This window comes from Butyricimonas hominis (genome assembly GCF_014287455.1).
Lineage (GTDB): Bacteria > Bacteroidota > Bacteroidia > Bacteroidales > Marinifilaceae > Butyricimonas > Butyricimonas muris.
In genome coordinates this window covers 435,333-451,122 of the sequence record NZ_JACOOH010000002.1, presented here as the reverse complement: position 1 = coordinate 451,122, position 15,790 = coordinate 435,333, and the positions used below count along the sequence as shown (strand labels likewise).

At 42.9% G+C, this 15,790-nt stretch carries 12 protein-coding genes; 2 read left to right on the top strand and 10 right to left on the bottom strand.

The features are described from left to right. Positions 1–55 precede the first annotated feature (55 nt). From H8S64_RS05500 to H8S64_RS05460, 9 genes are all read right to left on the bottom strand, one after another. A complete protein-coding gene (locus H8S64_RS05500; RefSeq protein ID WP_099292325.1) occupies positions 56–934 on the bottom strand; it encodes a hypothetical protein in 879 nt (292 codons plus the stop codon). Between the two features lie 23 nt (positions 935–957). Next, positions 958–2,364: a RagB/SusD family nutrient uptake outer membrane protein gene (locus H8S64_RS05495; RefSeq protein ID WP_099292324.1), complete on the bottom strand. Its 1,407-nt coding sequence runs from the start codon at positions 2,362–2,364 to the stop codon at positions 958–960. Positions 2,365–2,390: 26 nt separating this feature from the next. Continuing rightward, complete coding sequence (locus tag H8S64_RS05490; RefSeq protein WP_255469441.1) at positions 2,391–5,990, bottom strand: SusC/RagA family TonB-linked outer membrane protein; 3,600 nt, start codon at positions 5,988–5,990, stop codon at positions 2,391–2,393. 78 nt (positions 5,991–6,068) lie between these two features. After that, positions 6,069–7,223 (bottom strand): FecR family protein, encoded by a 1,155-nt coding sequence (locus tag H8S64_RS05485; RefSeq protein ID WP_222621143.1) that lies wholly within the window; start codon positions 7,221–7,223, stop codon positions 6,069–6,071. Between the two features lie 83 nt (positions 7,224–7,306). Continuing rightward, positions 7,307–7,858 (bottom strand): RNA polymerase sigma factor, encoded by a 552-nt coding sequence (locus H8S64_RS05480; RefSeq protein ID WP_186975285.1) that lies wholly within the window; start codon positions 7,856–7,858, stop codon positions 7,307–7,309. A 93-nt stretch (positions 7,859–7,951) separates the two neighbouring features. Continuing rightward, on the bottom strand, positions 7,952–8,884 hold the full coding sequence (locus tag H8S64_RS05475) for a ribonuclease Z (protein ID WP_186975284.1): 933 nt from the start codon (positions 8,882–8,884) through the stop codon (positions 7,952–7,954). Next, entirely contained in the window at positions 8,884–10,749 is a 1,866-nt protein-coding gene (rpsA, locus tag H8S64_RS05470) for a 30S ribosomal protein S1 (RefSeq protein ID WP_176555063.1), read from the bottom strand. Before rpsA ends, H8S64_RS05475 begins: the two co-directional genes overlap by 1 nt. 153 nt (positions 10,750–10,902) lie before the next feature. Then, complete coding sequence (gene trmD / locus H8S64_RS05465) at positions 10,903–11,580, bottom strand: tRNA (guanosine(37)-N1)-methyltransferase TrmD (RefSeq protein WP_186975283.1); 678 nt, start codon at positions 11,578–11,580, stop codon at positions 10,903–10,905. Positions 11,581–11,691: 111 nt separating this feature from the next. Then, complete coding sequence (locus tag H8S64_RS05460) at positions 11,692–12,471, bottom strand: energy transducer TonB family protein (protein ID WP_186975282.1); 780 nt, start codon at positions 12,469–12,471, stop codon at positions 11,692–11,694. A gap of 115 nt (positions 12,472–12,586) precedes the next feature. On the opposite strand from H8S64_RS05460, the gene H8S64_RS05455 reads away from it, so the two are divergent. After that, positions 12,587–13,108 (top strand): GNAT family N-acetyltransferase, encoded by a 522-nt coding sequence (locus H8S64_RS05455; protein ID WP_186975281.1) that lies wholly within the window; start codon positions 12,587–12,589, stop codon positions 13,106–13,108. 320 nt (positions 13,109–13,428) lie between these two features. Next, positions 13,429–13,584, top strand: a complete 156-nt coding sequence (locus tag H8S64_RS22485) for a hypothetical protein (protein ID WP_255469440.1) — start codon at positions 13,429–13,431, stop codon at positions 13,582–13,584. Between the two features lie 64 nt (positions 13,585–13,648). Here the strand turns inward: H8S64_RS22485 and H8S64_RS05445 are convergent, their stop codons facing one another. Continuing rightward, complete coding sequence (locus H8S64_RS05445) at positions 13,649–15,772, bottom strand: S9 family peptidase (protein WP_186975280.1); 2,124 nt, start codon at positions 15,770–15,772, stop codon at positions 13,649–13,651. Positions 15,773–15,790: the final 18 nt, after the last annotated feature.

Here is a 15,790-nt window from a genome sequence, read left to right as displayed (position 1 = left end):
ATTTAAGATTTAAACATACAATGATTTATTTCCAATATATCATAGAAACACATTACTATTCGGTTACCGCATTTGCATCCCCTATCCTTTGTATATCAAAATTGAACTTCTCTAAAAAATAATTCCTCAGAATATCATATTTCTTTTTTACCAGAGGATACGTCAAATCTTCAGCCCACTCCTCCGAAGTCCGGTTGCGCATTCCACTTAAAAAAGCATCCAGATCGGCACTTTCACTTAGAGTTGAAGAAGGCCATGGGTCTTGCGTACTCCATTCCGTACCTTTGCTATCAGCAACAAAACCTCTCTCTCGGGCATAATTCCAATTCGTTGGATCAGAACTAGCCTTACCGTAATAATTACTTACACCATAAAACTCCCCGGGAATATCAAATTTTGAAAGCCAACTTCCCCAAAGTTTGGATTGTAAATCATTTTTAAAAGCAACCTTATCCGCTTGAGTCATATTCTTCACCTCCTCCGAACAATGACTGACGACCATTTGAGTCTGAACAACACGGCTATTCATCATCGTTTCAGCTCCCGTGAAAGACACATATTTCAAGGTTGAGGTCAGAAATATCTTGTAAGGCATAAATTTCTCATGAAATTCTGCCGGATAAAATCTAAACCAACATTCTCCCAATAGATCCAAAACATTTCCCGCATATAGCGGATTCGGCTGAGTATACTCGTAATCGCCCCAAGTATTATTCACGTCCACCTGCAACCATTTCAAATCCGCTTCTATATACTCGTACAAAACAAACGTCCCGTATTTATCATGCAAATCCACGATACGGTCATCCGCGGGAGAATTTCCTTGCGGTAAAGTATATTCCTGTGTCAACGAAGGTATTTCCCCCAACTTGCTATCCTCGGCACAAGCCAACATTCCCAGTGCCACAAACATCAACCAATATATCTTTTTCATACTACATCATTTTTTTAATCTTGTCATTCTTCAACCCCCGATCTCTTGGGTTCGTAAGCCGAAGCATTTTGCTCCAGTCTAACGTTATTTCGTATTGCCTCATTGGGTAGAGGAAGCGTGTACAACGGGTCTTTCTCACGCAACGTGTATATTACCCACGGATCGCTTTTTCGATAACGATATCTATGGGTAATAGAAGGCATCCCATAACGACGTAAATCAAACCACCGTTGCTCGTCAAAACACAATTCCAAACGTCGTTCCAAACGTACTTCCTCCAACAAATTTGCCGGGACATTCTCTATATTCGTGTATCCCGTAATCCGGTTACAGCGCACCTCGTTCAAATCCGCCAAAGCCTCACCCGTCATCCCCTTTTGCACGTAAGCTTCCGCACGATTCAAATAAGCTTCGGAAATCCGAACCGTATTCACGGGAGTAGCGGATCCACTCATCCAATCATAATCCTTTTTTAATAAACGATTGGTCGAATATTCGCCCATATCAAACCACATCCCGGGTCGACAATCATTTTTATCATACCTTGAAAGAAGATCAGCCGAGGGACCAAAAAACTGGATATTCACTCCGACACCATAAATCCATTCTACTTCCGAATGATCGTAAGAACACATGAAAAAGTTACTCCCGCTAAATTTCGTGTAGTCGGTCAAGCCTTCGGAATATTGAATAGCTTTATTCGCTGCCACGATCACGCTATCCCATCGTTCCATATGTAAATATACCCGGGATAACAAGATATTAACCGTCGGTAAATTAATACGGTAATTTCCCCTTCGTTTCGGGTATTTTTCAAACAAAGCTGACGATTCTCTTAAATCTTCTACGATCTGCATGTAAACCTCTTCTACTGTATTTCGGGGCATCCCATTCTCCTCTATATCAGCGGAAAGCTTAAGAGGAACTCCCAATGCTTTTTTATTATAATTATAAGGTTCACCAAAGGTATTCACCAACATAAAATAATAGTACCCCCGCAAAGCCAAAGCCTCCGCTTTCACCTGATCACGAGCCTCGATCTCCCCTCTTGCTTTGTCAATTCCATCCAAAACAGCATTAACACCCATGATACGAGAATATGTACTAGTGTAAGTTTCCCAATTAGTCCGAATAACTTCTTCACTCTCCCACATATCCGGTTGCCAAGATTGAAAACCATAAGAAGCCATCACATCGGACAACTCATCATAATACTCTGATTCATAATATTCAATATCATCATCCAAAAAATAAAGATTTGCATACTGTACATAAGTAACATACCCGGAGCCCAATAGAAATTCATCAAAATCCGATACCGTTGTCACGATCACCTCGTCTTGAGATTTCTTTTCCAAAAAATCGGAACACCCCATCGGGATCAACACCCCGATTAAACTCATTATCTGTAATATTCTAAATATCTTCATGTCCTATCATTTTAAATTTCCAACTACTAAAATGCTATTTGTATAGACAAAGAGGTAATCCGACGAGCCGGCCAATTCCCTGTTTCCGGGTCCAACCCGTCCCATTTCTTGTCGAAAACCCATATAAACGGATTCGTCATACTCGCTTTTACCTGCATACGTTGGATATATAACCGTTTCAACCACTGGGGATTCAACTCGTAGGCCAATGAGAGCGAACGACAACGGATAAAATCCGTGTTCGCCACCAGTTGATCCGATAAATTATACAAATGATAAAGATTCTCCAAGGTACTCGTTGACTCTGTAGTTACAGGTATATCTATTTTCTCATTTCCAAGCCCCGGCAAGGAAGGTATACTCGTCCGTGCCTCGTCTCCTTGTGTTTTCCAACGATTTATCAATTTCCGGGAAACATTCTGTTCCGGCATCGGAAGACCATTCACCTGAACAGAGGCTCCCGGATATAACTCGGGCAAACGTCCATGCCCTCCCCATTGTACCGCGAACAAAGCGTACAGTGACCAACTTTTGTACTTGAACATGGTATTCAGTCCACCGGAAAAGTCCGGCGTAAACTTCCCGGATTCGACTAAAAAATCCAAAGCACTGTCAGCACCCTCGATATCCATATTTTTGAACAGCGGTCGACCATCCTCGGAATCCAATTTATCAAATTCATAAGAATAAAACGTCGAAAACGGTCTACCGTTCACTATACTTGTCCCGTTGAGATAATCACTCAATTGATTCACTCGCTGATTCTTTTCCACTTTATTACGGGTAACCGAAGTATTCAATGAAAGATGCCAACTAAAATCCTTCGTTTGCACGGGAACAACCTCAATCACGAAATCATACCCGTAATTCTTCATATTAGAACCGGACACCACGCTATTTCCCATTCCATTCTCGTAAGGAACATTACGCGAAGCGAGTACATAACTCTTTTTATCAAAATAATTGAACGTGAAATTCAATCGTCCTTTCAACAAGGAAGCATCCACTCCGAAATTGTACGTTTTCGTCTTTTCCCATCCAAGCTCCGGATAGGGCAACGATTTCACTTCCATAATATACGATTGATACAAATGATTCAGTGTCCCGGTCGAGGCAATCAAATAAGGAGATACCGAAGGTACCGCGTTACCTTGATAACCGAATGAACCGTATAAATCCAAATTATTCAACCACCACCAATCACCCGCAAACACCTCTTGTTTCACTCGCCATTTCACCCCAGCAGACCATGTAGGTTCCACCCGTTTATTTTTATCTTGGGAAAATCGGTTCGATGCATCCAAACGGGCATTCAGATTCACCACGTAACGATTATCATACGTGTAAATAGCTGAAGCATACTCGCTCAACTCGTTCTCGAGCCGATTGATTACAGAAGCACTTCCTGTTGCAATCGTCATGTTATCCATTGTGCGGTTTCCGTTTAAATAAGTGGCGGGAGGCACGGCAAAAGTCTCTCCCCGTTCCGGCAAATAACCATAACGTTTCGTTGTTTCACCTTTTGTTTTTACAGAATTCGTTTCTATCCCAAGTTGTAAGGTCAACCGATGTTTATCCTGAAATAAACGGTCATACACCAAACTATTCCGAACGGTAATCGTCGTCGTGTTTACCAAATCCATTTCCAGCAACCCGCCAAAAGGCAGTGGAGACGATTTCATTTCCGTGCTATTCGCTTGAACTGTCCCGAATTCGTAGCCGCGCATCTGTGTGATATAAAACGAACGCTCACTGGCATACTTCTTTGAATTAGCAGAAGATGAAGTATAGGAAAACAATCCTTGATATTCCAACCCGGGCAAAAGTTTCCACTTCAAATCGATCGTTGTTCCCCAAGTTCTCGTGCTGTTTGAACTCCCCGTGTTATCCAACTCATTCAGAATATTATAATCATATACATCTTTATTCGGCATTGCATAACTAACGGTCCCTCTTTTTCCGTGATAATACAATGAACCATCCTCGTTGTATGCCGGAATAACCCGGGTCGTATTGTAGGCATAATTAAAAGGATCTACCCCGTAAGCAAAACCGTCGACCTCCCGGATCGTTCCTTTCAACAACAAATTAGCAATCAGACTCTCCCCGAAAACAGCCGTCGTGTTTGAAGTGGCGGTAAACGAAGTAACCTCATTCCCTTTTGCCTCTCCTTTTTCTTCCGTGAAACTAAAAGAAGTCCTATTCATCAATTTTTCAGATCCTCCGCTAATACTGATTGCATGAGAATGATTAAATGAATTCCGGAATAACAACTTAAACCAATCCGTATTTTGGCGTGCCATTTTCTGGTATTCCTTATCCATCTCCTCCACCGTAATTTCCTTATTTGTCAATTTCTGTACCAACCCGGCGTAACCGATAGGCAAAATTCGGGAAGTATACTTACGATGTTCACCATATATATCTTTCGAAAATTGCATATGCTCGGCTGAATTCATCCGGTCATACAACCCGTAACGAGGACGTTGCCCGATAGAAAAACTACCGTTATAATTCACGGCAAGTTGCCCTTGCTTCGCTTTCTTTGTCGTGATCACTATCACGCCATTCGCCGCCTTTGAACCGTAAATTGCAGTAGCGGAAGCATCCTTCAGCACCGTGATCGTCTCTATATCATACGGATTCAACCAAGAAATTGCGTTCCCCGCCAATTGCCTGATGTCATCGGCATCCATCGTGAACTTCGTGTTATCATCCGAATTGAAAGGCTGAGGATCCCGTTGTACTACCCCGTCGACCACCCAGACCGGTTCTTGGCTCCCCAACAACGTGGAAGTACCCCGTACTCGGATTTTAGACGTCGCCCCGACCTGTCCGCTTGTATTCCTTACCAACATTCCGGGTACAACACCTTGCAACATCTGGTCAATAGAAGAAACTCCGGCCATCATCACCTCGGCAACTTTCACGTTGGTAGACGCCCCCGTGTAATTCCCCTTTGACACGTTACCATATCCCGTTACCACAACATCTTCCAATGTCTCGACGTCTTCCTGCATTTGAATTCGGTATTCCGTTTTTCCCTCCACTAAACGCAGATACTGAGTTTTCATCCCCACGAAAGTAACTACTAACGTATCAATTCCCTCTACAACATTCAACGAAAATTCCCCATTCGTGTTTGTTGCTGTCCCGACCGTTGTTCCCTTGAATAACACCGTTACACCCGGGAGCGGCTCTTTATTTGTATCAGTAACCCTTCCTTTGATCATTCTGGAACGTTTCTCTTGTCCATTTTTATCCTCCGTTGGCACTCGCTTGATAACAACAATTTCATCTTTCACGTCATACATGAAACCGACTTTATCTAACACCCCCCACAACACCGTTTCCCACGGTTCTCCTTTAGCAACGACAGAAATCGGCTCCATACCCTTAAACAGAGAGGAATTATACAAGAAATTCAACCCGGTCTTCTCTTTCATCACCTCCACGAATTTCTCCAATTTTACCTTTTTCAAATCCAAGGAAATAGTGTCTTGTACGTTTCTCGCCCCATATCCCGAGAAACTTCCCAATGACAGTACCATTGTTAAACCCAGCACGTGAAAAAAGCTTCTCCATTTAAAAAGCCATTTCCACTTCAAACATTGATTTTTTTTCATATATTTGTAAATTACTTGTTAAGATGAGATAATGGGCTGCGAACCTGAGAAATTTGTCGTCCGTTATCTCGTTTTAGTTTATTTATATAAAATCACGTGATTTCTTTCCACCCGATACTTCAAATCCCCCGTGCGGGATAAAGCATCGAAAAATACATTAATATCATCATAACGTTTCAAATTACCTGTAAATAACAGGCTTTTCAGACTTTCATCTTCAAAAAGAACGGATATATTATACCATCTCTCCAAGGTATTCATAATATCAACCAGTTTTTTATCCCGGAACACGTATATCCCGTCTTTCCACCCTACGAATTCGTCCACGTTCACCTCCTGTTTCCGCGTTTTCCCGTCCTTAGACGATACCACCTGCTCCCCGGGCTGAATAACCAACGGTTCACCTGCTCCTGCCGTCACACTTACCTTTCCTCTTACCAACGTGGTATAACCTTCCGGCTGGTCGACATAGGCATTTATCCCGAATGCGGTACCTAAAACCCTCACGTCCCCAAAAGAAGTCTTCACGATAAAAGGTTTCTTGTCTTTCACTACTTCAAAAAAAGCTTCCCCTTCCAAGATAACCTCCCGTTGTTCGCCAGCAAAAGACACCGGATATTTAAGCTTGGTTTCCGCGTTAACCCATACCTTTGTTCCGTCATCCAACGTAATAATACACTCTCCGCCCCTTGGAACCTCTAACTCGTTATAAACGATCTCCGTGGTTTTTATTTCTGTATTATAAAAAATCTCCCCGTTCTTGTATTCAATACGGGCTCCTTTTTCTTTCAACACCCGTGTACTTGTTTCCGCTATCATTACGGTACTCCCGTCTGCCAACGTCAATCTAGCCCGTTTCTCTCCGGCCGGGATAATATTCGAAGCAACAGGCAATCCTTTCTCGTCACCATTCTTCTCACCCGATGTCATCCACAACATGATACCTAAAGCAATCACCCACACGGCAGCGACAGCCGCTCCCCAACGGATCATTCTGACTCTTCTGGCTCGATTTATCTTCTCTTTAAAAACAGTATACCCTTTCTTACCGGAATAATTCTCGTATTCGATAAACTGCTTTTTCAGATACACGGGATCACTTAATTGCCCGTACACTTCTTGTATTTCCGGATTATCCAGCAATTGTCCCAACTCCTTTTGCTCTCCTTCTTCCAAATCTTCCAGCAAAGATTTTCTAATCAAAGAAGCATCATCATATATATTTTTCTTCATCATCATCTGTTATCATCTCGTTATGTATTTCTATAATACATAACTCTCGATTTCAGATGACATGACCAGCCATTTTTTTCCAATTAAATTAAAAAAAGACAGACAGAATCTTGAAGTTTTGAACGCAACGACTTGAAACCACGACTTTTATGCGTTTTCACGGTATTTACACTTATCCCTAATTTTTCCGCGATCTCATCCCATGAATATCCCTCGATACTCATTAGGAGCACTTTTTTCTGTTCCGGCGGCAACTGTTCGATATACATATATAATTGCCTTGTAACCTCTTCCCGAACAGTCAAAGCATATACATCATCAACGGTCGACTCTTCCGTTGCTCCTATCGAATTCAAAATCGTATCATGAATCTGATTATTCCGTACAAACACCAATGCGTTATTATAACATGCCCTGTACAAATAACGGGTCAAATCCTGCAAAGATTCGAATTTCTTATCCGAACTCCAAATGGCGATAAAAACTTCTTGTACTAAATCTTCCGTACTCTCCGATCCCTTCAATATCCGGTTCACGTACACACACAATGCCGCATAAAAATGCTCATAAAGACTTGCCCAAGCCTTTTCATTTTTACGATTCACTCCGGATAAAATCAACTCTTCATCTATCATGCTGCCCAAATTTCACACCATTAGGACAAATATACGAAATAACATCAAAATCCAAACCGAACAAATCAATTATCATGAAAAACATTTCCAGCCTTACCCTCGTTTCGCCACGGGTAACTCGAATACAGCCCCGTCATAACACAAATCCGTGTTCGGGAAAATCTCCCGGGCTTGTTTCAACAAAGGGGTAGGATCGGGATAACGGGATGAAAAATGTCCCAGCAGGAGGTGTTTTGCTTCGGCAAGTAGAGCCATTCGCGCCGCTTGCCCCGCGGTACTGTGGAATGTTTCTTTAGCTAAATCTTCAAACTCGTTCCCGTAAGTGGATTCATGATAAAGTAAATCCACACCTTTCACGTGTTCGGCAAAACACTCCCGGAACAACGTGTCGGTCATGTAAGCGTAGGATCGGACGGCAGGCGGAGCCATCGTCAAGCGGCAATTAGCGATCACCTCTCCATCGGGAGTCACGAAATCCTCGCCCTTTTTCAGCCGGTGCATGAAAGCCACCGGCACTTGGAAAGCATCCGTCATATCCCGGCGAATCGTTCTTTCCCGTTCTTTCTCGGTAAATAAAAAACCTGTCACGGGAGCATCATAACGATGTTTCAAAGGAAAAGTACGCACGGTCAACGCTTTGTCTTCATAAATCAAAGCGGGTTCCCGTTCCAAATGATGAAAAATCAAGGGAAAATTCAAACGGGTATTCATCACTTTCAACTGAAACTCGATAATCTCTTGCAAACGCTTGTCCGAGTAAACGTGCAATTCGGCTTTCCTGTCCTGCAAAGAAAGACTGGACAACAAACCGATCAAACCGAAAAAATGATCCCCGTGCAAATGGGAAATAAAAATATGATTGATCTTGTTATACGGCACCTTGAAACGCCGCAATTGCTGCTGGGTTCCCTCCCCGCAGTCAATAAGAAAGTACCGCTCAAGTACATTAAGCACTTGAGCGGCAGCATTTCGTTGAAGCGTGGGTACGGCAGAACCGCACCCTAATATAGTTATCTCAAACTTCACTAGTTATTATTCTTTTCTTCTTCTTCTCTAGCTTCCATTTGGTCTTTCAAAGCAGCCAACTCGGTGATGTCACCCAAAGTGGTTTTCTCCAGTTTCTCTTTCACTTTCTTCACTGCTTTTTTAGTTGCGCTAGCCTCATCTTTCTTCTTCGCGTTATCGGTAGCTTTCTGCTCGTCTTCGAAAATACGAGAGTGAGAAAGAATGATTCTCTTGGCACCCTTGTTGAATTCGATCACCTTGAACGGCAATTTCTCGTCAACCTTAGCCTGAGAACCGTCTTCTTTTACCAAGTGGCGAGGAGTTGCGAATCCTTCTACGCCATAAGGCAACGCGATAACGGCACCCTTATCGAAGATTTCGGTAATCGTACCTTCGTGGATAGAATCAACCGTGAAGATGGTTTCGAATACATCCCAAGGATTCTCTTCCAATTGCTTGTGACCTAAACTCAATCTTCTGTTATCCTTATCAATTTCAAGAACAACTACATCAATATCGGCTCCAATCTGGGTAAACTCAGCCGGGTGTTTCACTTTCTTCGTCCAAGACAAATCAGAGATGTGGATCAAACCGTCAACACCTTCCTCGATCTCAACGAATACTCCGAAGTTCGTGAAGTTACGCACGATAGCTTTATGTTTCGTGCCAACAGCATACTTCTCTTCGATATTTTGCCACGGGTCGTTTTTCAATTGTTTGATACCCAAAGACATCTTTCTCTCGTCTCGATCCAAGGTAAGAACTACAGCCTCTACCTCATCTCCTACTTTCATGAAATCTTGAGCGGAACGCAAATGTTGTGACCATGACATCTCTGAAACGTGAATCAAACCTTCAACGCCCGGGGCAATCTCAACGAAGGCACCGTAATCAGCCATAACAACTACTTTACCTTTCACGCGGTCACCTACCTTCAAGTCTGCGCTCAAAGCATCCCACGGGTGCGGAGTCAATTGTTTCAAACCAAGAGCGATACGTTTCTTCTCGTCATCGAAGTCAAGAATAACAACATTCAACTTCTGGTCTAATTCCACGATCTCGTTCGGGTGATTTACGCGGCCCCAAGAAAGGTCGGTAATGTGGATCAATCCGTCTACGCCACCCAAGTCGATGAATACCCCGTAAGAAGTGATATTCTTAACGGTACCTTCAAGTACCTGTCCTTTTTCAAGTTTGGAGATGATGTCTTTCTTCTGTTGTTCCAACTCTGCCTCGATAAGAGCCTTGTGAGATACAACAACGTTTTTGAATTCTTGGTTGATTTTAACCACCTTGAATTCCATCGTCTTCCCAACATAAATATCATAGTCACGAATCGGCTTAACATCAATCTGAGAACCCGGTAAGAATGCCTCGATACCGAATACGTCAACGATCATACCGCCCTTCGTGCGACATTTAACAAATCCTTTGATAATCTCGTCGTTTTCCAACGCAGCATTAACACGATCCCAGCTACGTAAAGCTCTTGCTTTCTTGTGAGAAAGAGTCAACTGACCTTTTTTGTCTTCTTGAGTCTCAACGTAAACTTCTACTTTATCTCCCACTTTCAATTCCGGATCGTAACGGAATTCATTCAATGAAATGATACCGTCTGACTTGTAACCGATGTTTACAACGACTTCTCTCTTGTTCATCGAGATAACAGTACCTTCAACAACTTCTTTCTCAACTACTGATGAAAGAGTTTCAGCATACCTGTTTACTAATTCTTCTTTTTCAGATGCGGGGATTACATCATCATTCGCGTAGGCTTCCCAATCGAAATTGTCATCAGCCTCGGCACTTGTAGTTGCTACCGGAGCAGCTTTCTTGGTTTCTTCTTGTGCAAGTTCCACTTGCATTTCTTTTTGTTCTTCAGTCATAATAATAAATGCTTGTCCTCTAATAAATTAGACATTATATTTTTCTAATACGGGCGCAAAAATACAAATAAATATTAACCCTGACAAACAAAATGCACTGAAAAATAACACGTAACCTATAAAAACCCACTATAATTCTACCCAAGACATAAGCTATTCCCCCAACAAATCCGGGCGCAATCGCCTCGTGCGTTCCAAGGCTTGTTGTTCCTGCCACTCGTCAATCAAGGCGTGATTGCCCGACAATAGCACATCCGGCACCCGCCAACCGTTGAACTCCGCGGGACGCGTGTACACGGGCGGGGCAAGCAGGTTGTCCTGAAACGAATCGGTCAAAGCGGAAGTCTCATCCCCCATGGCTCCCGGCAACAAACGCACAACGGCGTCCGTCATGATACAGGCGGGTAACTCCCCTCCCGTCAGCACGTAATCGCCCACGGAAATCTCCCGGGTAATCAAATGCTCCCGGATCCGGTGGTCAATCCCTTTATAATGCCCACAAAGAATCATGATATTCTCCTTCAACGACAATTCATTCGCCATCTTCTGGTTGAATGTAGGGGCATCCGGGGCGGTGTAGATAATCTCGTCGTAATGTCGCCGAGAAGTCAATTCATTGATACAATCAAAAATCGGCTGTACCGCCATCACCAGTCCGGCATCCCCGCCGAAAGAATAGTCATCCACCTTCCGGTGCTTATCCTTCGACCAATCCCGTATATTATGGATATAAATCTCCACGATCCCTTTTTCTTTCGCCCGTTTGATAATCGAATGATTCAAAGGACTCTCCAGTAACTCTGGTACAACACTTAATATATCAATGCGCATAACAATTGAAAGTTGAAAATTGAAAGTTGAAAATTGAAAGTTGAAAATTGAAAGTTGAAAATGCCGATGTAAATCTGACGGCAAATCCCAATACCGCACAAAGATATAAATTTATCTTTTGAAAATAACAGGAACTACCCACGACTGTCTAAACAGTTTACCCCGTTGATATAAAGTTTCCCATTCCTCAAGCATCTGCACTGCTTTCATCGCCTCCTCGTCAAAAATAGTTGAACCGGATGAACGAATTATTTTCACCACCGGCTTTATCTCTTCAGACGGAATAATACAGAATACCACTCGTGCTCTTTCCGGTGTATTTGCTGCAACTTTACCCCAATCTATATGTCCATATATGAAATCTTTAAGCAATTCCGGATTCTCCCAATATCCCGGCCTACAAGCCCAATAATTATTCCAATCTACCCGCTTAACCACATTTCCTTCCTGAACTATAATTTCAGATTCCTTCTCGTACACGGACTGATAACCGGAATGAACGTAGAAAATGCACTCCCCCCGGGGAACGATTAAAGTGTCTGTTATCCACGAAGCTCTCACTCTACCATTAATGACTTCTCCCGGCAGCAATTTTTCCAAGTTTATTTCAATTGTATCACTTAAATCAGACTCTATATTTACCAGATACAATTCATTATCAATAATCTCCCATGTCGCAATATACCCTCTCCAACAAGCTGTGGATGTCCACATCGCACCCATTTCTTCCAATCTCTCACGTATTGAATCTATATCACGTCTTAATTCCAAGGGATTACTAAACAACCAAGAAGTATCTTTACCCCATATTAAAACATCCCCGGCTTGTGCTGTTGCATGAACTCTCGGAATAGTGGAAAATAACACTAATATCACAAATAGTCGTTTCATACGTCTATAAATTTGAGAATTATTTTACAAATATAATAAATCAAGAATAAAAAACAACTTTGGGAAGAAACAAAAAAGCCATTATATTTGTTACCGGATTCATGAATATGACAAAATGATTATAGAAAAAGGGACGGCAGCAGACATCAACGAGCTGGAACAATTATATAATGACTTGAATGATTTCCTTGCATCCGATATTAACCACCCGGGATGGATCAAAGGAGTGTACCCCGTCCGGGAAAACGCGGAAAAGGGTGTCAAAGAAGGTAACCTGTACGTGGCAAGATGCGACGGGCAGATTATCGGTTCCATAATACTGAATCATCACCCGGAAGAAGCGTACAAAATTGCACCGTGGGGTATTGATTCGGATTACAGTAAAATATTCGTGATTCACACGCTTGTCGTTCACCCGGACTTTCTGAAAGCCGGCATCGGGAAAAAATTAATCTCCTTCGCGTGTGAATCAGGAAAAGAGCAAGGTATGACTGCGATTCGTCTGGACGTTTACGTGAACAATATTCCCGCCATCAAACTGTACGAGAAATTTGGATTCAAACACGTGGCTACAGTCGATCTGGGACTTGGAGAGTACGGACTGCACAAATTCCAGTTATACGAAAAGATACTGTAACAGGAATCGTATCGTAAATTCAACGCTTAAAAGGAACAGCCTCCAACTTCACATACTTGATTCCAGTTGAACTTTGATTTCTTGTAAGTTTATATTATCTTTGTTATAACAATAAACAAAAAAACATAGGAAGCGAAGGTTTACAAGAACGATATATCAATCCTTACACCGACTTCGGTTTCAAGAAGTTGTTCGGCACAGACATGATACAGGAACGAGTTTTCGAACGTTTTTTCAAAGCGGCAGAAATTGCCGGGTTCTCCAAGTAAGAACTATTTGAATACGAGGATAGCCTGAAAGTTTTCCGGGATTGGTACAGTGTGGTTAAAACGGCAGAAAAGAAAGGGCATATTAAAGGATTTGAGGAAGGTGAAAAGAAAAAACAAATAGCCAAAAACTTAAAAGCCTTGGAAGTTCCAACAGAGGTTATAATTAAAGGAACCCGCTTATCGCGAGAAGAGATTGAAAAGTTATAAAAACTTTCGACATAAAATAAATCAGCCAACTAGAATTAGTTGGCTGATTTATTTTATTGTTCAATTATTTCAAGTAATCTTCAAAATAATCCGTCACTTTCTGCATCAGATGAATACGGTCACGTCCCATAACATTGTGCTCGGCACAAGGATAAGGGAAGTAATCCACTTGCACGTTATTTTTGATACATTCCCGGATAAAACTCAAGCTATGTTGCCATACCACAACAGGATCGACAGCACCTTGACAAATCAATAATTTGCCTTTCAAGTCTTTGGCTTTGGCGATCAAACTCACTTTGGCGTACCCCTCGGGATTCTCCTGCGGGGAGTCCATGTAACGCTCTCCATACATGGCCTCGTACCATTTCCAGTCAATCACGGGACCTCCGGCAACACCCACTTTATAAATATCGGGGTAATTGGTAATCAACGAAATCGTCATAAACCCGCCGTAACTCCAACCGTGAACACCAATACGCTCTGCATCCACCCAAGGGAATGACTTCAGCCACTCGATACCTTTCACCTGATCTTTCATTTCCACCTGACCGCATTGACGATGAATCACCTCTTCGAAAGCCTTTCCCCGGTTCGGGGTACCGTGATTATCAATAATAAATACCACGTAACCGTGTTGAGCCATATACATTTCCCACATGCGGATATTGGCATTCCAGATATTGGTCACCATTTGCGCATGCGGTCCGCCATACACGTAATGAATTACCGGGTATTTCTTGTTCGGGTCGAAATTCATAGGCTTAATCAACCGATAGTATAAATCACTACCGTCGTCAGCCTTTATAGAGCCCAAAGTAACTTCACCCCAGTTGTAATCCTTGTTCGGGTTCTCCACCTCTTGAACACGGCGTACCACTTTACCGCTATTGGTAGCCAAATCAACGTTGCGAGGGGTCTTTACACTACTGTAACTATCGATAAAATAACTGCAATCCCCGCTCATCGTGATCGTGTGCCAACCTTCCTCGGGAGTCAGACGGGTTTTCTTGCCACTCTTCACGTCTACCCGGAAAAGTTGTTTTTCCACCGGGGACACTTCCGAAGAAAGGTAATACACGTACTTCCCGGCACGATCCATACCCGCGTAAGCCACGTCGGCATCGACATCCGTCAGACGTTTGATCAGCTTGCCGTTCACGTCATACAAGTAAAGATTGAAATAACCGTCCCGGTTATTCGTCTCGTAAAGGAACTGTTTCGGGTTATTCTTCATGAAAACCAGCCCGTTTTGAGGCTCCACGTAAGTATCGGATTTTTCCTCGAACAACGTGGCAATCTGTTTCCCGGTAGAAGCATCGTATTTGTTCAAACGCATGTGATCCTGTCCCCGGTTCAACACCTGAATATACACGATGTCGGATTCCGGCGCCCACGTCACGCCCGTGAGATACTGTTCCCGCCCGAAATCATTCACGTCCAGAAAGACAGTAGTACCGGAAGCGATGTCATAAACCCCCATCGTCACCAACTCGGACTTCATTCCCGCCATCGGGTATTTGATTTCTTTCAGATCTCCGGTACGGCTATTGATGTCCAACAAGGGAAAATTCGTCACTTCGCTCTCGTCCTTACGGTAAAACCCAAGTTTCTTACCGTCAGGCGACCAAAATATACCGCCCGTGATACCGAACTCGTTGCGACTAACCACCTGACCGTTCACGATATTCTTGTTCTCATCGGAAGTCACGGCGTAACTGTTTCCCCGTTCATCCATGTAATACAAATTGTTGTCTACCGTGTAAGCATACATGTTACCTGCCTTCGAGTAGGTCTGATTAGCCGCCCCTTTCGGGAAAGAAAAAGTTTGTTTCAACTGTTTTTTCTCCACGTCGATATGGTAAATTTTCCCTTGACGGGCAACTACCAGCGTGTTTCCGTCCAACCAAGAAAAATTAGGGAAGCCTTTCAAATCAGCCCCGATAATTTTGTTTAACTCCGGCACGGTCAACAAAACGGTTTTCTCACCTTTATCCGCCGACTCACCCGTGAGTCCTTCACGGTCGAGATAAGTAAACTGATTCTTATCCCCCTGCCATTGGATATACTTTGCCCGCGGATACAAATGGTACCCCACGACAGCCTCTTCCATGGTCAAAATCTTCTCCTGTGCATTCAAACCGAACATCATACTTAATCCGATTATCGTCAACAATGTTTTTTTCATCCTTTCTTCTGCTGTTAT